This is a genomic window from Paenibacillus glycanilyticus, from assembly GCF_051200795.1.
Classification (GTDB): domain Bacteria; phylum Bacillota; class Bacilli; order Paenibacillales; family Paenibacillaceae; genus Pristimantibacillus; species Pristimantibacillus glycanilyticus.
On record NZ_CP195155.1, the window covers coordinates 6,018,489 to 6,037,133 of the forward strand.

14 protein-coding genes are annotated in these 18,645 nt (G+C 54.8%); all 14 read right to left on the reverse strand.

Features of this window, described 5'->3' with window-relative positions; genetic code table 11:
- Positions 1 to 2 precede the first annotated feature (2 nt).
- A complete protein-coding gene (locus ACR9FF_RS27100) occupies positions 3 to 3,116 on the reverse strand; it encodes a beta-galactosidase (RefSeq protein WP_435166834.1) in 3,114 nt (1,037 codons plus the stop codon).
- The gene (locus ACR9FF_RS27105; protein ID WP_127492506.1) at positions 3,109 to 4,434 is read right to left on the reverse strand and encodes a glycoside hydrolase family 125 protein; all 1,326 of its coding nucleotides are present in this window, start codon (positions 4,432 to 4,434) and stop codon (positions 3,109 to 3,111) included. Before ACR9FF_RS27105 ends, ACR9FF_RS27100 begins: the two co-directional genes overlap by 8 nt.
- Before the next feature lie 163 nt (positions 4,435 to 4,597).
- Positions 4,598 to 5,512 (reverse strand): carbohydrate ABC transporter permease, encoded by a 915-nt coding sequence (locus ACR9FF_RS27110; RefSeq protein WP_015847125.1) that lies wholly within the window; start codon positions 5,510 to 5,512, stop codon positions 4,598 to 4,600.
- 18 nt (positions 5,513 to 5,530) lie between these two features.
- Complete coding sequence (locus ACR9FF_RS27115) at positions 5,531 to 6,466, reverse strand: ABC transporter permease (protein WP_127492504.1); 936 nt, start codon at positions 6,464 to 6,466, stop codon at positions 5,531 to 5,533.
- 215 nt (positions 6,467 to 6,681) lie between these two features.
- Positions 6,682 to 8,187, reverse strand: coding sequence for an ABC transporter substrate-binding protein (locus ACR9FF_RS27120; RefSeq protein ID WP_127492502.1), 1,506 nt, complete (start codon positions 8,185 to 8,187; stop codon positions 6,682 to 6,684).
- A gap of 148 nt (positions 8,188 to 8,335) precedes the next feature.
- Positions 8,336 to 9,874 carry a response regulator transcription factor gene (locus ACR9FF_RS27125; protein WP_435166839.1) on the reverse strand — a complete coding sequence of 513 codons (1,539 nt, stop codon included), beginning with the start codon at positions 9,872 to 9,874 and terminating at the stop codon, positions 8,336 to 8,338.
- Positions 9,867 to 11,696 carry a cache domain-containing sensor histidine kinase gene (locus tag ACR9FF_RS27130; protein ID WP_127492498.1) on the reverse strand — a complete coding sequence of 610 codons (1,830 nt, stop codon included), beginning with the start codon at positions 11,694 to 11,696 and terminating at the stop codon, positions 9,867 to 9,869. The genes ACR9FF_RS27125 and ACR9FF_RS27130 overlap by 8 nt, the downstream gene beginning before the upstream one ends.
- 245 nt (positions 11,697 to 11,941) lie before the next feature.
- On the reverse strand, positions 11,942 to 12,514 hold the full coding sequence (locus ACR9FF_RS27135; protein ID WP_435166843.1) for a DMP19 family protein: 573 nt from the start codon (positions 12,512 to 12,514) through the stop codon (positions 11,942 to 11,944).
- Positions 12,515 to 12,533: 19 nt separating this feature from the next.
- A complete protein-coding gene (locus ACR9FF_RS27140; RefSeq protein WP_435166845.1) occupies positions 12,534 to 12,860 on the reverse strand; it encodes a hypothetical protein in 327 nt (108 codons plus the stop codon).
- 145 nt (positions 12,861 to 13,005) lie between these two features.
- Positions 13,006 to 14,055, reverse strand: a complete 1,050-nt coding sequence (locus ACR9FF_RS27145; RefSeq protein ID WP_435166848.1) for a Gfo/Idh/MocA family protein — start codon at positions 14,053 to 14,055, stop codon at positions 13,006 to 13,008.
- Between the two features lie 35 nt (positions 14,056 to 14,090).
- Positions 14,091 to 14,825 carry a ThuA domain-containing protein gene (locus ACR9FF_RS27150; protein WP_435166851.1) on the reverse strand — a complete coding sequence of 245 codons (735 nt, stop codon included), beginning with the start codon at positions 14,823 to 14,825 and terminating at the stop codon, positions 14,091 to 14,093.
- Between the two features lie 71 nt (positions 14,826 to 14,896).
- Entirely contained in the window at positions 14,897 to 16,537 is a 1,641-nt protein-coding gene (locus tag ACR9FF_RS27155) for an extracellular solute-binding protein (protein ID WP_435166854.1), read from the reverse strand.
- Positions 16,538 to 16,584: 47 nt separating this feature from the next.
- A complete protein-coding gene (locus tag ACR9FF_RS27160) occupies positions 16,585 to 17,496 on the reverse strand; it encodes a carbohydrate ABC transporter permease (RefSeq protein ID WP_127492486.1) in 912 nt (303 codons plus the stop codon).
- Positions 17,497 to 17,553: 57 nt separating this feature from the next.
- The gene (locus ACR9FF_RS27165) at positions 17,554 to 18,483 is read right to left on the reverse strand and encodes an ABC transporter permease (RefSeq protein WP_015847137.1); all 930 of its coding nucleotides are present in this window, start codon (positions 18,481 to 18,483) and stop codon (positions 17,554 to 17,556) included.
- Positions 18,484 to 18,645: the final 162 nt, after the last annotated feature.

Here is an 18,645-nt window from a genome sequence, read left to right on the forward strand (position 1 = left end):
CCTTATTCGGCCGGCAGCGCCAGCACTTCCACTTCGTCCGGGCGATAAACATCCGTCACTTGGCCGGTCCGGTCGACGGCAAACAGTACCGCGCGCTCCCGTTCCAGCATGAACGAATACGTTGTTCCCGTCGCGGCGGACTTCACTTCGATCTTCGCGTCATGCGCGTATTCGGATACGAATACGAAGAGCTCGCCGTCCTTGAAGCGAAGACTCCGCCCGTACACGCCGGCCAGGTCGCCGCCCTTCAGCCACTCCAATTCGCGGCGAGCGCCGGATGCCTCCAGCGCGTGCGCGTAAAGCGCCGCGACCGGCTCGGCGCGTTCGTTCAGCTCCACCGGCAGCGGACACCAGATCAGGCGTCCTTGTCCGTAAGCTGCTTCCATGACCTGATCCGCTCCCGCTTCTGCGCCGTAACCGGCTTCCTTGAACACTTCGGCGATTCTCCGATGACCGTACGATACCGGATACGCCTTGTCTCCGATCGCGAGCCGTTCTTCCCGAACGACGTTAGCCGGCTTCCGCTGGCCGAACGTATCCGAGAGCCGATCCGCTTCCCGCCAGTAGGCGTCGAGCCCAAGCGGACCCGTGAACAAGAGAGTGGCAGCCGTCCTGTCCACAATGTCCAGCAGCCGCGCGAACGCTTCATCGGCGAAGTTATGCGCGGATGGGACGATGATCAGCTTGGCCGGCGCCGTCTCCAGCGCATCCAGATGGTACTCCGAGACGCCGCGGAACGGCGTCTTCAGCTCGTAGCCGAGCACGCGCGTCAGGCGTGTCGTCGCGTCGAATGCCAGCTTGCGGTTGGAGAAGTCATTGGAGTACGGGAATACGGCTGCGACATCCTCCAGCTCGCGGTCCCGGAACAGATCGCGGATCCTCTCCATGAAGCTGCCGAACCGGTAGGAAACGTCCGCCTCCGGCTTCTCGGTTCCGTCGGCCCGAAGAGCGCCGATATGGGATTCGTTCGCGTTATCCATATAGAAGTTGGTGTTCCAGATCCACTGCACGGCTCCGGCTCCGCCTGCCGCGAAGGCATACGCGTACTTGCGCTCCAGCATCGCCCGCAGCTCTTCCTCGGACCGCTTCGCGAATCCGGCCGGCGTTTCCACGTACATGATTCCCGTCTCCTGAACGACGTTTGGCTTGTCGGCCGTCTTCGCGAAGATTCCGTCCCACAGCAAATGGTCGTTCAGCCACCAGGAATGCACGGTCGTGTAATCCACTGCTTCTCCGTAGAAGAACGGCGAAGGCCGCTGCGCGCCAAGCGCTTCGTCCTGGCCAACCGTCACGAGCTGCGAAGGATTGCTTTCCTTGATCGCATCGACGAGCTGTTTCGCCCAGCGGTTATGCATATCCATGGAGAACAGCGCGTAATCCAGCCAGCGCGTACCTCGTTTGCCTTGATGCATGTCCTGCACGTCGAAGTTGATGTCCACCGGCTCCGGTATAACAGCGGATGCGAAATCCGGCAGCTCGCCCGGGGTCATGCCCCAGCGCTCACGCAGCTTCGCGATTGAACCGTGGCGCTCCGCCAGCCATTCCGCGTAAGCCGACTTTTCGAACCGGTCTCGGCTCGAGCGCGGACCGTCGGAGAAGATGCGCGGCGGATCGAACATCGACGGTTCGTTGATCAGGTCCCAGTCGACGTTTGTCGTCTCGCGGTGACGGCTGACGATGGAGCGGATGAACCGCTTCTGCGCCTCCACGCTGCGCGGATCGAGGTACGGGTTCGTGCCTTCCCACGTCTCCGGCGTAAAGGAGAAGAACGTAAACGTCACCTGCAGGCCGTGCCGCTTCGCGGTCATGAAGAACGCGTCGATCGAACGCAGCACTTCTTCGGACGCATGCCCGTCCACCTGCATGATATTGCGGTACGCCGTCCAGATGCCCGTGCGGATCCAGTTAATGCCCGCTTTGCGCATTTGCGCCATGTCGCGATCCCATACCGATACGTTCGGCAGGAACAAGAACTTGCGCGCAACGTCGGAGGTCATGTACGTCATGCCGACGACAGGCATCGGCCGTCCGTCCTTCTCGAAATAATCCCGGCCCCGCGCGAGCAGCCCGCCGGTATTAAGCAAGTCGGCGTCCATGCCCCAGAAGCCTTGGCGAAGCAGGCGCGTCTCGCCATCCGAGGACTTGGCGACGCAATCCACAAGATAATAACCCGCTTGGATGTCGCCAAGCAGCGGAATGCGCTTCAGCTCCAGCTCGGCGCCGATTTCCGCCTCGTGGCGGTAGGTGGACACGTCGCCTGATCCTTCCGCGCGGCTGACTTTAATGTCGAACGTCCATTTCGTCTTGCCTGCCGGTCCGCGGCCCAGCTTCTGCGCCTGGAGCGTCAGCAACGGCCGCTCATGCAGCTCGTAGGAAGCATAACCCGGCTTCAGCCACAGCTCGGTTACGCCGGCCGCGCAGAACGCCGCCCAGCCCTCAAGCGCCTCGGCTCCGCCGCGCGCGAAGAAATCCGCGCCAAGCGGCAGGTTGACGAACAGCCAGCGTCCGCCGGCGAAATCGCCTTTCGTGTTCTCCCACAGCACGGCCGGTGCGGCAACTTCCCGCCCTTCGGCGGAGATGCCTTTCAGCACGGGGTAAATATGCGCGTCCATCGGACCCGCCGAACCCATTTGCAGCGGCAGGTCGCTCGATTTGGTCACATGCGGCACGAGGTTCCACGTATCCTTGGCGTCAAGCAGCGCCTCTCTGCCCTTGAATAGAGGGATCTCTTCGATAGCGGCCAGCTTCAGGACGGGTTCCGCCTTCACAGGCAGCATCTCGTGAATGCGCAGCTGCCGGTGGTACGCGGTTTGCTCCGGCTCCGCAAGCCACTCGCCGGCTTCCTTGCGGACCGGCACGCGGAAAGGCGCGCCGCCCAAGCTGATCAATCCGCCTCCGCGTTTCAAGAACCCGAGCAGCGCTTCCCATGCATCAACCGGGAAATAAGGCGCGTGCAGCGACACGAATACGCCGCCTTCCGCCCCTTCCAGCCTTGCCGCCAGCGCATCGGCGCCGTATACCTCGCTGACGCCCCGCAGCTGTTCCAGTTCAGCTCCGTCAATGGCAGAGGCGCCCGGAAAGGCGCCATCATAGAAAATAATCGTCGAATTAAGCATCGAGGAGTCCCGCTTTCATCGCTTTATAGACAAGCTGTGAGAACAAGCTGTTGGACCAAGCGAACCATTTGCGCGTGAATACGGAGGGATCGTCCGAATGGAAGCCTTCATGCATGAAGCCGGTGTCGGCGTCCGTCGCTTCCAAAACGGCGATCATGTCGAGCATTTCCTCGTCCGTCTTGGCCGTGAGACCTTGCATGGACAAGGCCATATGCCAGATATAACCCGGAGGCGTATGAGGGCTGCCGATGCCTTTCGCGGCCGTGCCTTCGTAATAGAACGGGTTTTCCTTGCTCAGCGCGAAACGGCGCGTATTCCGGTAGATCGGATCGTCTCCGTCCACGTAGCCGAGGTACGGAATCGAGATCAAGCCCGGCGTGCCCGCGTCGTCCATCAGGCAGTAGTTGCCGAAGCCGTCCGTTTCGTACGCATAGATCGGCCCGAACTCCGGATGCCGGTAGATACCGTACAGCTGAATACCGTGGTTGATCTCGCGCTCCAGCTTCGCCATTTCCTTCTCGAACGACAGGTCGCGGAAGACGAATTCGGCAATTTCGCGCATCTGGCGGAGCGTGACAACCGCGAACATGTTGTCCGGGATGTTGTAATGGAAATCGCAGGCGTCATCGCTTGGGCGGAAGCCGGACCAGATCATGCCCGTGTAGTTGACCGGCATGCCGATGCCATCGTTCATAAGCGAGTCGGTCATGATGCCGTTGTCGCGCTCGAAGCGGTACGGCGAACGCTCGAAATGGTGCTGCTCCCGCTTCCATAGGTCGACCGCGGCGCGCATCGCAACCTTGAAGTCCGCGTCAAAGATGTCGGCGCGGCCGGTTTCCTTCCAGTACGCGAACGCAAGGCGCATCGAGAAGCAGATGGAATCGAGCTCGAACTTGCGCTCCCATACCCAAGGGGACATGTCCGTCTTGTCGTCGGTATTCCAGTGCCAGTCGTTCGCCATTTCGTTGAACGCGTTCGCGTACGGGTCGATGACAATGTTACGCATGTGCAGCTTGATCAAGCCGCCGATAATCCGCTGGAGGTCGGCGTCGTCCTTGGCAAACGGAACATAGTGCATAACCTGCTCCACGGAATCGCGCAGCCACATCGCGGGGATATCTCCCGTAATGACAAACGTTGTGCCGTCGTCCAGCAGCTTCGTCGTTGTTTCCAGCGTATTCGGGAAACAGTTCTTGAACAGCTGAAGCAGCTTGGGCCGGTGCGCAAGGCGCGTCTCCGCCTCCGCCAGCACCGCTTGCACGGATTGCGGCAGCGGCAGGTCAGGCATATCGATTTTGGGCAATCTAAATTGTTCCATGGTTGTTTTCCCCTTTATCGTTACTTTATCGCGTTGTTTATTGCTTATGCGTCACAGCAAAAACGGCCCGTCGGCGGTTGTCCGCGCCGCGGGCCGCTTGCGGTGTGAAATGTTCGTAATGCTGTTGATTTTTCGCTTCGTTAACCTTCGATGCTTAAGCGCATTACTCCTTCACGGCGCCAACCGTCAGGCCTTGCACGAAATAGCGCTGGAAGAACGGATACGCGAGCACGATCGGCCCGGTAGCCAGGACGACCATCGCCATCCGCGACGTATCCTGCGGCATCGATTGCAGCACGGACGTCCCCAAGGAAGCGTTGTTGCTGTTGGCGAGAATGAACTGCATGCTGTTCTCGATCCGCATCAGCATCGATTGCAGCGGCACCAGGTCGGGATTCTCGATATAGAGCAAGGCGTTGAACCAGTCGTTCCAGTAGCCAAGCACGTTGAACAGCGCGATTGTCGCAAGGCCCGGCAGCGCGAGCGGAACGATAAGCCGGAAGAAAATGCCGAACTCGCCGGCGCCGTCGATTTTGCCGGATTCGATGATGGCGTCCGGGATCATGGTCGAGAAGAACGTGCGCATGATCATGATGTAGAAAGCGTTGACCGCGAGCGGCAGAATAAGCGCCCACAGGGAATTCCCGAGGCCGAGCAGCTTCGTCGTCACGATGTAGGTCGGCACGAGTCCGCCGTTGAACAGCATCGTGAAGAAGGCGAGGAACGAGAAAAATTTACGGTATTTGAACCCTTTGCGGGAGATCGCGTACGCAAAGAGCGAGATAAAGATCAAGCTGATTACCGTGCCGACGACCGTAACGAGAATCGTCACGCCGTAGGAGCGCAATAGCTGGTCGCCCGCTTTGAACAGGTAGCTGTAGGCGTCGGTGCTCCATTTTTTCGGAAATAACGAATACCCGTCCAGCGCAAGCGTCTTCTCGTCCGTGAACGAGATGACCATGACGAGCAGAAACGGAAACACGCAGGCCAGCGCGAACAGCCCGGCAATAAGGTTGAAGATGACGTTCCAGGCCGGCGTCAGCCGGTGAAAGTCCTTGGTTTTCCTAAGGGATGCCATGATGATGCTCCTTTCTTCCTAAAATAACGCGTTGTCCTTATTGAAGCGACGGACGATCCAGTTGGACGTAATGACGAGTACGAAGCCGACGAACGATTGGTACAGGCCGGCCGCTGTGCTCATGCCGATCTCCCCGGTCGTTTTCAGGCCGCGGTACACGTAAGTATCGATAACGTTCGTGACGTTGTAGAGAGTGCCGGAATCGCGGGTAACTTGGTAGAACAAGCCGAAATCCGCGTAGAAAATGCGGCCGATGGCCAGCAAGGTCAAAATGGTCATGAGAGGCGCCAGCATCGGCAGCGTGACATTGCGGATCTGCTGCCATTTGTTCGCGCCGTCGATCATCGCCGCCTCGTACAGCGATTTGTCGATGCCCATGATTGCGGCCAGATAGACCACGCTGTTATAGCCGAGCGATTTCCATAGGAACACAATGACGATGATGAACGGCCAATACTTCGGCTCGGAATACCATTGCTGCGGATCCATGCCGAACGCCGAGACGATCTTGTTCATCACGCCGCGGTCGAAGCTGAGGAAGCTATATGCGAAATAACCGACGATGACCCAGGACAGGAAGTAAGGCAGGAACATTCCCGTCTGGTACCATTTCGCCAGCCGCTTGTTTGCGATTTCGGAAAGGACGATGGCCAAGGCCACTGCCAGAACTAGACCAATAATGATGAACACGATGTTGTACAGCAAAGTATTGCGGGTGATGACGTACGCATCGTTTGTGCTGAACAGGAACTTGAAATTATCGAAGCCGACCCAGCGGCTGTGGATGATGCTGGAGAGAAATCCGCCGTGCACGCGGTATTCCTTGAAGGAAATCACGGTGCCCAGCATTGGCAGATACGAGAAGAAAAGAAACCAGACGGTAGCCGGAAGCACCATCAGGAGCAGGGCTTTATTGCGATTGATGTCTTTGAAGAAACGCCCAAAGGCCTTCATGGGGTTCACCCTTTCTAAGCGAAGTCGGTTTGCAGCGCCAAGGGCCTGCGGCCATTCGTTCCAAGATGAAACGGCTGATGCCGTCCATTGGCAGCGGCGCAAGTTTCATCCCTTAGAACGAGAAACAACGTACGGGATGTCCTATCCCGTTCGTCTCTCTCTTTTTTGAAAAAAGGGCGAATGCCGAACATTCGCCCTTCGGTGCTATAAATGTTTTACTTGCCTTGCGAAGCTTTCCAAGCGTCGAGCTGCGTTTGCGCTTCGGCCATGATTTTGCCAAGACCCGCGTCGTTCAGCTTCTTGATCGCTTGCGGCAAGTATTTTTCCGGATCGACGGTACCCGTCATGAGCGGCGCCCAGAAGGATTCCTTCGCGTTTTGCACGGCTGCGATCTCGTTTGACACTTTCGTCGGATCGAAGTTGAAGCCGAGCAGTGCCGCAGGTTTGCCTGCATCGTTGTATTTCTTGAACTGTTCCCATTTGTCGGCAGGATCGCCCGGGTTCAGGTGAGTGATCATAATGTTGCCAAGAGAGAATGTTGGCATGTCGTAGTTCTTGGACTCAGGAAGGTTCTCCATGTAGTCGCCGTCGGTTACTTTGTAGTGCGTGCCTTCGATGCCGGAGTCGACCATGTTGCGAAGAACCGGATCGGTGTTCAGCAGGTTCAGGAATTCCATTGCTTTCTCTTTATGCTTCGAGTTCGCGGAGATCGCTTGCATGGAACCCATAACCGATTGGTTGTAGATCAACGCGTCGCTCATCGGAGTCGAAACGATCGGGTAGCCGTAGCTTGTCGACCATACGTTGTCCGCGAAAGGCTGCGTTGTCGCCTTGTCGGCAAACCATTTGCCAGTTGCCTGAACGTCCGAGGACGATTCCAGCGTCGCGGCTTCCGTCGGAATGTAGCCGGCCAGGTAGTATTTGTGCATCGTTTCGAGCGCTTGCTTCATTTCAGGCGTTTCGAATACGTTTACGATTTTGTAGCTAGCGTCGTCGAGCTTCACGGCCAGCGGGAATTTCTCGATCAAATAGTCATATGGAATGTATGGCGTGAAGGTCTTGTCCACTTGCAATGGAGTCACGTCCGGGTTGTTTTGTTTAACTGTCTTGAGCAAAGGCTCGAGGCTTTCCAGGGTACGCACGTCCGTAATGCTCAGCTTGTTTTCGTCAAGGATGTTTTTGTTGAAGCGCCATACCTCGGATGTCGGAAGCTCTTTGTTTGCCGGTACGCCGTAGTTTTTGCCGTCGACTTTGGAACCGTTAAGGAAGGCAGGGTTCAGCGTATCGGTAATGCCTTTGCCGTATTGCGTCAGCAGATCATCGATTGGAGCGAAGGCCCCTTTACGCGCGTTTTGCACATAATCGAATGCCCATGCCGCGGTGAACATGATGTCCATGTCCGCGCCGGAAGCCGTCAGCACTTGCATCTTCTGGTTATAATCGCCCCAGTCGATCATCGTCATTTTGACTGTTGCGCCGATTTTTTCTTTCGTGTATTCGCTAACCGCTTCCATGACTTTGTCAACGTCTTTCTGCGGTGTGCCGATTGTGTACCAGTTCAATTCGACCGGCTTGGCATTGCTGCCAGCGTTGCTGGAAGAAGTGTTGTTGCTTGCTGCTGTGTTGCCATTGTTGCCGCCGTTGCTTCCGCAGGCGCTCAGCAAGAGCATAACGGCCATCGCGGACGTCAGGCCGATCGATGCCTTTTTACGGATTCCCATTGTATTGCCTCCCTTTTGTCTGTGTAGCATTCAGTAGTCGCGACTTCTTGCTACTTCATCTTAGAAGATGAAAACATTTTCAAAAATAATAGAAAACAAAGAATAAGTGTACAAAATAAAGAAAGGAACCGCGAATGACGCTTAGGCGTCACAGCAGCTCCTTAAAATCGCCCGGAACCATCCCGACATGCTTCTTGAACTGCTTGTAGAAGTAGCCTGTCTCCCAGTACCCGACTTGTCTTGCGATCTCGTTCACTTTGAGCCGGCTGTCCGCCAGCAGTTCCTTCGCTTTCTCGATGCGAAATTTATTCAGGTAATCCGTGAACGTATCCCCCGTCTGCTTATTAAAAAGCTGCCCGAGGTAATTAGGATGTATGTGAAACTGCAGCCCAAGCGATTTGAGCGTCAACGGCTCCGCATAGTGCTCGTGGATATAGCGCAGCGCCTGCTTGATGACGGGACTCATGTCTTCCCCGGAGAACGAATCGGCGACGAAGAAAGCTGCCGTGCGTACGGCATTCTCAACGCCTTCGAGCGTTGCTGCGGTCACCGCTTGGTCTAGCGCGCCTTGGAACACCTCCGCGGCATCCGCGCGTCCAAGCTTGTCGACTTCGAGCTTCATCAGAATCATGAGCTCGATGGCGGCGCCTCTCGCCCGGACCGGATGCAGGCTTTCCGCCATTCGTATAGTCGCGAAATCGCGGGCGATAACCTCCTCCAGTTCAGCTTTGTCCTTGGCGAGAATGGGCTTCGCATACGCCTCCCATTCGAACAATCCCGAAGGAAGAGACGCCGTTTCCGCGGAAATATCCGCATAATCGAGCAAATGCCGGTCATGCCGCACCAGGAAAAATTGCTGCGCTTTGCGCGCTTCTGCATAGCTTGCTGCGGCATCGGCCGTCGCCACGATCCCGCCGAGCGCGATCTGCGGGCCAAGCTGCCTGTTCTCCCATTTGTCCGCCGCTCTTTCCAACGCTTCCGTTACCTTAGCTTTATACCGCATGCCCTCGTTTATGCAGCAGGCGGCGACCAGCTCGCCCTCGTCGTTGAGAAAGGGAACAAACGACAGGCCGTCCGACTCTTGGGCCAAGAGATCCGCGATGCAATCGTTCGGGCCGTAACCCGCGACACCTTGTTCAGAGCGAAAACGGATGATCGCCAGCGCCGCATACGGCTTCGAGAGATCGATGCCAAGGAGGGCCGTCCGTTCCGCCAGCTCGGGCAACGCGATCCGCCCGTTTACCCACCGGGTCATGACGTTGTCCCGCAGGATGCCGATCTCGTCTTCCGCCAGCGGCTTTTCCGGCTTATCCACCTCCAGCTTCCGTACCGTATCCGTCAGCGTCGCCTCCAGCTCCCCGAAGTTAATCGGCTTTAGCAGGTAGTTCTCAATGCCGAGGCGCATGCCTTCCTTGAGATAATTGAATTCGTTGAACCCGCTCAGAATGATCACCTTTAACCGCGGCTGCAGCTCCCGTGCCTTGCGGATCAGTTCAAGCCCGGTCATGATCGGCATCGAGATGTCGGTGATGAGCAGGTCGACCGGCAGCTCGCGCAGCCGCTCCAGCGCTTCCTCGCCGTCTTCGGCGCTGCCGACGACCTCCAGGCCGAAGGCGGACCAATCGACGGCGTCGCTTAAGCCTTCGGTTATAAACGGTTCGTCATCCACAAGCAATACTTTATACATCGCCAGCTTCCTCCTGTTGTTCAACCGCGGGCCAGATCACCGTCACCGATGTCCCCTTCCCGGGCGTGCTTTCTATGCTTAACCCATAGCCGGGTCCGTGCACCAGTTCAATCCGCTCGTGCACGCTGCGCAGCCCGAAGGACTGCTGTTCTTCGGTTTCCGGCATCTTCAGCCGCCGCATAATGCCCGCAAGCTGCTCCGGCTCGATGCCTTTGCCGTTGTCGCGTACCTGGACCCGGATCAGGCCGTGCTCTTGCGTTGCCTCGATAGTCAGGCGATTGTTCTTGCGCCGGGAATCCATCCCGTGCACGATATAGTTCTCCACGATTGGCTGCAGCAGCAGCTTTGCAACCGGAACCCGCAGCAGCTCTTCGTCGCATTCGACCTCATAGGCGAATTTGTCTTTGTAACGGATCCGGAACAGCTCCAGGTACAGCCTGCACATTTCAAGCTCTTCGCCAAGCGTGTTCTCCGCCTTCGCGCTGACCGAGTTGCGGAACAGCGCCGCGAGGCTGTAGATCATCTCGCCGACGTCGACAGCGCCCTGGGACATCGCCCGCATCCGGATAACCTCCAGCGTGTTGTAAAGAAAATGCGGGTTTACCCTCGCCTGCAGAGCAGCAAGCTCCGTCTGCTTATGCCTCAGCTCCGCCTTGTATTCCCGGTCGATATGCCGGCCCAGCTCGTCGAGCATCTCGTTAAAGCTCTGAGAGATCTGCCCGAGCTCGTCCTCGCGGGCATCCTGCAGGCGGGCGGTGAGATTGCCGCCCTCCACCTTCCGCATGAAGTGCACGATCCGGTTCGTCCGCCTCGAGATATTGACGATCACGATGGACGGAATGATGACCGCAACGACAATGCAGATCGTACTGATCAGAATGATCGTCCGCTTGAGGCCCGCGTACGCCTCGGCCATCACGCTCTTTGGCGTAATGCCAACGACGAAATAGCCGGCTTGGTTCTGCGTCAGCGTAGAGATGTAAGATGGCTCGTCGAGCATGCCGGTTTCCTTCAGGGAGCCGATTTGCTTCATGTACGGGAAGATCTGCCCGTAGTATCGGTTCGCGGAATCGGACAACACCTGCCCGTCCTGCGATAGCACCAGAATTTCGCCCTTAAGCGGAGTCCGCTGCTGGTCGAGCGACCGGTTCACCATGCCGGAATCGAAATATACGAGCAGCTGGCCGATATTTTTGAGCGTATTCTTATCGTTTACCTGGACGCGCATGGAATACAGCTGCGAGTTCCATTGGCCGATCAACCCGCGAATCCAGATGTTCGGCGCCGACGCGGCCGGCCCTTCCGCCGCCATGATCTCGGGAATGTACGAGCGGGTCGGATTGGTTTTGTACAGCCGCCGCGGGCCGTTCCGATTAAAAGCGTACAGCTGCTGCATGTCCGTGCTGTACAGCAGGATATTCTGGATGTCGGGATCGGAATCCATCCGGTCCGCGAGATAGCTCAGAATATCGACCGCGCTTTCGTTGCCGCCCGCGTAATTCTGGTCGAGCATGTACTGCGCGTATTCGCTGTAGGAATGCCGCAGAAAGTAAGAGGCGTTGCTCGCGAGCAGGCTGTTGCGGTAGATGTCCTGCACCGTGTTCTGCACCCAATCGTACTTCTGCTCCATATAGCGGTTCACCCGCTCCATGGCCTGCTTCTGATTGTTCAGCTCGCTGTTCACGATGGAATCGGATATGAGACCGAAGAGCAGATACGAGAGCGTGATGATCGTCAAATGCACAATAAGCGCAAAGACGAGAATGACTTTGACGAACAGGTTGTTCTGTATATAGTTTCGGTAGATTTTCCGGAATCTCAAACGCCCGTGCCCTCTCTCGTCGATAGTTAGGATTTGCCGCCATTATAACATTAAGCGCGGAGCCGCGCCTATTCCATCCGGCTGCCGGCGACAGGTCCGATTTTCAGCGTAAATCATACCACCGAAAGAAACAGGAAGTCCATTGCGTTCCGGATGGTCAAGGTATGATCAAAATCAAAAAGCCCATCTCGCCGCAAGGCCGAGACGGGCTTTTGATCATTGCACGCCAGATGGCTGCTTCACTTTTACAAATAAACAACTATGTTATCCATTAATTCCTTTTTATTAGCTTCAATATAGGCTGTTAAATGATCAAATACGTTTCCTTGATTAGCGTAAACATACAGCTTCTCTTCCGCTTTTTGTATGCGGTCGTAAAATTCTTCATCAAAAATTTGATGGGTTTGCGCAAAGCTTTGGACCTCATATTGCTGTACTAGCTGTATATCATCATTTAGTATGTGCGTACTCGCACCATACTCTTTAAGAATATCTTTTAATTCTTGTAAAGCATTTGCATCATTAACGGCTCCAATGCGCTCCAATACTTTTATTGTCTCATCCAGGTATCGGCCCGATGAATTTTCAGCAAAACCTAATAGGCCATTCATAGTTAACTCCGTATCCAAATCAATAAGCAGTATGATATCCTGAAGGACTTCCGGAAGCTTCTTAAAAACCTCTTTGTCATTTGTATAATAGCTTTCTTGTTTGTACCTATTAGAGCACACTTGTTCAATTAGTTCGCTGGCAGAAGTAGTATGCAGATGTTCTTTTTCAGGTATTAACTGTTGCACTATTGCATGAAGATTGCTCATTCTTCTCCTCCCCGGTCTGTTACTGCCTAATATAGGTCCCCCCTATATCCATCAACCCTCTTACGAAAATACGCTTATGAGCTTTATCCCCTTTGTATTCGTACACCCATTCCGGCCAAATGTAATCGGTGATTCCTCTTTTCTCTCCCTCGTTGTATGCGATACCGATTGTTTTTCCAAGATGATCGTCGCTTGATCCTTCATAGGCATAACGATTATCTTCAAACACGATGGCGTCGCCTCGAACTTCGTATTTATCCACCCACACTCTGGTATTTAGAAAATAGAACGAGACTGCAAGCAGAAGCAGAATAACGGCAGGAATCCCTATTTTCCGTATTTTCATAGCTTAACGAGCTCAATCCTCTCTCAAAATAATCATTATACTCTTGCTCGAATAATACCATATAAAGGAATTCGAATCCGCGCTGTTAGAAAAATAAAAAAGGCATCTGCGTCCATTGAACGCAGATGCCTTTATCCCCAATAGCTTAAATCACAATCGTACGCTTCTCTTCGCTCGCGCGAATGACCGCGTCGATAATCTCCTGGTTGCGGTAGCCGTCCATAAACCCCGGCAGGCTCTCCGATGCCGTACCGTCCAGGAGCGACAGGAAGTCGCCGTACTGGGTTACCCGGCATCTCTCCGGCACGTTAATTACCGCTCTCGCCAGCTGGCCGGGCGCTTCCTCTCGGATCCAGACAATCTGATCCGGGTTCAGCGTCGACGCGTGCAGCGTTCCCGCATCGCCGTAGATCGATACTTCATGCTGGTTGCCCGAGCCGATCGCATTCCGCGATGACTGGAAGATGCCGACCTCATCGCCGGACATTCGGGCCTGGAAGCTTACGAAGTCGTCGACCTCGATCTTCACCATCTGGCCGGTAGACGGATCCGGCCGCTCCGGAACCAGCGTGCGCATCAACGCGGACAGCTCCTTGAATTCACCAAAGAGAAAACGAGCCATATCGATCATATGCGACCCTAGATCGCCAAGCGTTCCCGTACCGGTAATTTCCTTATTAAAGCGCCATATATACGGCGTCTGGTTCGGAACCGCTCCCCAGTCCTGCAGGTATTGGATCGCAAAGCTCCGCACCTTGCCCAGCTTCCCTTCCCTCACAAGCTCCCGCGCATAACGGAATGCGGGCGTATAACGGTAGCTGTATCCAACCATGCCGTTAACCGGATGTTGCTCGTATAGCTCCAGCAGCTCGGCTGCCTCCTCGAATATACGGGTGAACGGCTTCTCCGCGAGGTAAGGCTTGCCCGCCTGCAGACAGGCACGGACGATATCCGCGTGGACGTTATTAGGCGTCACCGATACGACCGCATCCACATCCGGGTCGTTAATCAGCTGCACGAAATCCCCGTATCGTTTGTCAGGCGATATCCCCAGCTGCTCGCCTTTCTCCGTTAAAGCAGCTTCATTCACATCGCTTACCGCAATAATAGCAAAGCGGCCCTCCTCGGCCATCCAACGGATATGCGAATGCGACATGCCGCCAAGACCAATCAATCCGATTCGATACTTCTTCATCGCGATCCCTACTCCCCTCATGACTTAACCTTATGTCAGACCTTCACGCCAATCGGCTCAAGCGGCTGCACGTTGCCGCGTATGGGCAGCTCCCGTCGAACCGGCTGCGCCCATTTAACCGCGTTAACGATGACGCGCTGAATCGCCGGGTTGTGGTAAGTCGGATACGTTTCGTGACCGGGTCTAAAATAAAACACCTTGCCGCTGCCGCGCGTATAAGCGCAGCCGCTGCGGAAAATTTCGCCGCCCTCGAACCAGCTAGCGAAGACAAGCTCATCCGGCGCCGGGATATCGAAATGCTCGCCGTACATTTCCTCTTCCGGCAGCTCGATATATTCCCCGATTCCTTCGGCGATCGGATGTCCCGGCGCAACCACCCAGAGACGCTCCTTCTCGTCGGCTTCGCGCCATTTCAGGCTGCAGCTTGTTCCCATCAGAGTCTTGAAAATTTTAGAATAATGGCCGGAGTGAAGAACGATAAGCCCCATGCCGTCCAGCACGCGCTGGTATACCTTGCCGACGATCTCGTCCTGCACTTCGTCATGAGCGAGATGCCCCCACCAGATCAATACGTCGGTATTCGCCAGCACTTCCTCGGTAAGTCCATGCTCCGGTTCGTCCAAAGTCGCCGTTCCCGCTTCCATCCCCGCTTCAGTCAAAAAGCGCGCAATAGCCTGATGGATGCCATCCGGATAAATCTCCTTGGCTTTAGGGTTCGTCCGTTCATGACGATTCTCGTTCCATACGGTTACTCGCAGTTTGTCAGTCATCTCTTGTTCCTCCCAGCATGTTCTATAAAAAAAGCTGCCCTGCAGTCCGTACGCAGGGCAGCAGCAAAACCTTATTTGATGTTCATGTAACGGTCATAAGCGTCATTGTAAATCTTGATCAGCTTCTCAAGCCCCATATCGTTCAACTTCTTGACGTAAGCATCCCACTCCTGGTCGATGCCGCCTTTGGTCACCCATTTGGCGCGGGTGCTCTTGATATAGCTCTCGATATCCGTGATGAGCGTTGGCAGCTCGGCGTACTCTTCCTCGGTGTACATCACGTCCGGGAACGGCTGCGTGACGTATTCCTTGCCCAAGCTGTCGAGCTGCAGCTTCAGACCGTCGCCGCTTGTTGGATCAAGCTTGATGTTCTTCTCGAAATCGGGACTGACGTATTTCGGTCCAAAATCCCGCAGGGAGCTGTCCCAATACCAAGCGTCCGCGCTTGTGCCGTCCGGCGGATCCATCAGCGTATAGGTGCCGTCGGCATTTTTCTCGATGGAGGTGCCGATTGCGCCCCAGAAGTTCTGGATGCTCGCTTCCCCGGTATAGAACTGGTCAGCCCAACGCGCCGCAACCTCCGGATGCTCGTTCGAGGTTGTAATGAGCACCTCGTTGCGTCGGATGCTCATTCCGTTCGGATCGCCAATCTGATATTTCTTGCCGTCCGGTCCGGTAATCGGCGCGATGGTCTCATACTGCTTGCTCCATTGACCGAATACCGCGTCCGGCGTCCATTGGTACGAGAACCCGATTAACGCGTTGTCCGGATTTTGCCGTTTCGCCGTCAGCATCGTATCGTCCTGCGTAAACGTTTCTTTATCGATCAAGCCTTCGGAATACAGCTTATTCGCCCAGGTAATGGCTGCCTTGTAAGCTTCCGACGTCGGGAAGTATTCCGGCTTGCCGTCCTTCAGCACCATATGGTTGCCGCGCATATCCGTAATGCCGAACGGCGCGAACAGGTTCATGTCCAGATCCTTCTGATCGCTGTACGGAATCTCGTCAGCCTTGCCGTTGCCGTTTGGATCCTTCTCCTTAAACGCCTTCAACACCGTGTACAGCTCATCAAGCGTTTCAGGCGCCTTCAATCCCAATTTGTCCAGCCATTCTTTGTTGATAACCGGCTGCACGGAAGAATACGGCCGCGACGGCAGTCTTGCGGGCAGCGAATAGATTTTGCCGTCCGGGAACGTGCTCAGCTTCTTCAGCTCCGGCATTTCGGCCATGGCCGCTTTCAGATTCGGCATATATTTGTCGATGTAGTCGTCAAGCGGACGGAAAATGCTCAGGTTGTTCACGATATCGGAGTCCCCAAACGCCAGGTCGCCGATGATCACATCCGGCATTTTTCCGCTTGCCAGCATAACCGACTTCTGGGCATCCCAATCGCTCGAGGAGATGACCTGCCAATTAATTTTGACATTCGAATTTTTCTCCAGTTCCTGAAGCCAGGTGTTCTTCGTGAACGTATCCCCCATGTTGCCCCAACGGATCGTAAGAACATCCAGCGTTACCGGCTTATCTACAATCGGAAGGCCTTCCGCATGGAAGTTGCTGCCTGCTTTGCCGTTCCCCCCGTTATTGGAAGCAGCGGCATTATCGGTATTTCTATCGCTGCTGCAGCCCGCAAGCACCGTGGTGCCCAATACGGAAATCAAAGCAAGGCCGGACAGCATTTTTCTCGTATTTCTCTTCGAAATGGTTGTCATGTATAAATCCCCCTCTAAAAGGATAATGGCAGTTCCCCCGCAGCTTGCTATTCCTTCACGGCGCCGATCATCACCCCCTTGTTGAAATGCTTTTGCACAAACGGGTAGATGCACATGATCGGAACCGTAGCGACGATAATGACGGAATATCGCAGCAGGTTGGCAAGGCGCAGCGCGATTTGGGCCGCTTCCCCCGTACCAAGCGCGGTCTGCATCTGATTGGTGACCAGAATATCTCTTAAGATCAGCTGCAGCGGGTATAAATTCTTATCCTGCAGATAGATTAGCGCGTTAAAATACGAATTCCATTGACCAACGGCAAACCATAAAGCCAATACGGCAATAATCGGTTTCGAGAGCGGCAGCACCATCTGAGCATAAAAGCGCAGGTTTCCGCAGCCGTCGATTTGCGCGGCTTCCCATAACTCCGTCGGAATGCCCGTCCGGAAGAACGTACGCGCCACGATAATATCAAAGACGGCAACCGAGAACGGCAGTACCATGACTAGAAACGTGTCGTACAGATGAAAATCTCGGATCGTCAGAAACGTAGGCACCAGTCCCCCGTTGAAGAACATGGTGAAAATAAAGAAGAGGGACAAAAACTTGCGTCCGACCAGATCCTTTCTCGACAGGGCATAACCCGCCGACACGTTGACGATAAGGCCGATCAAGGTACCTACAACCGTATACACAATCGTGTTACGGTAGCCGATCCATATATTCGAATGATTCAGTAATTCCTTATAACCATCAAGCGTAAACCCTTTCGGAAATAACCATACCTTGCCGTTCCCCACAGCCGAAGGATCGCTGAAGGAAGCGATGATAATAAAGTAAAGCGGATATAACACAATGATAAGGACAATCGCGGCCCAAATATAGAGCAGGATCTCCAGTACTTTATCGCTGTTGCCCGTTTTTTTCGGTTGCATGGCTAAATTCGCGGCAGCCTCCATAGCTGTTCTTCCTCCTCAAATGAATGGTGAAGCCATTCATACTTCGTAAGCATCCGTTTACCAGAGACTGTTCTCGGAGTATTTTTTAGATATCCAGTTGACCAGAATTAACAGGGTGAAATTAATAACCGTATTAAATAGATTGATGGCGGCCGAGAAGCTGTATTGAGAGCTGAGCAGCCCGATTTTGTACACGTAAGTCGAGATTACTTCGCTGCCGCCTATATTCAGGTTGTTTTGCAGCAGATAAGCCTTCTCGAAGCCAACGCCCAGCAGTCCGCCGATACGCAGGATCAATAAGGTGACCGCTGTCGGGATAAGCATCGGAATGTCAATGTAGCGGATTTTCTGCCATCGGCTGGCTCCGTCCACGGTTGCCGCTTCGTATAGGCTTGGACTAACGGAGGATAACGCAGCCAGATAAATAATGCTGTCCCACCCCGTATGCTGCCAGACGTCCGACCATACATACAGGCTGCTGAACATACTGGCCGAGCCCATCAGGTTTGGCGCTTCGGCGCCGAATAGCCGGTAGATGTTGCCGATCAGTCCGTTCCCCGGAGACAGCAGGATCATCATGAGACCCACGATTACGATAGTCGAAATAAAATGCGGCATGTACGTAATCGTCTGGAATACCCGTTTGAACCGGTTCTGCCGCAGCTGATTCACGAGAATGGCGAATGCAATCGGAAGCGGAAAGGTGACGAAGCTGTACAAGCTGATGAATACCGTATTCTTAATGGTGACCGTGAATTGGTAGGAATGAAAAAACTTCTCGAAATATTTGAACCCTACCCAGGGACTGTCCATAATGCCAAGCGCCGGTTTGAAATCTTTAAAGGCGATAATGACCCCGTACATCGGCTTATAAGTAAAACAGAGCAGCAGCACGACAGCCGGCAGCAAGAGCAGGTATAAACCCCAGTTTCTGCTGATTCTCGTTACGTAACGATGCAGATTACCGCTCGATGAACTGTTTATCAAGAATGTGTACCTCCCTTTGCTGTGTGATTGACTTCAGTATACGTGCTTGCGATAACGGGATTTGGACTTCATGGATGCAAATTCCGGACATTCGGAAGCTGGAAAACCGGATTGCAGCCTTCACGGAGGGCTGGCGCTTGGGCAGACCTACAATCCAGACTT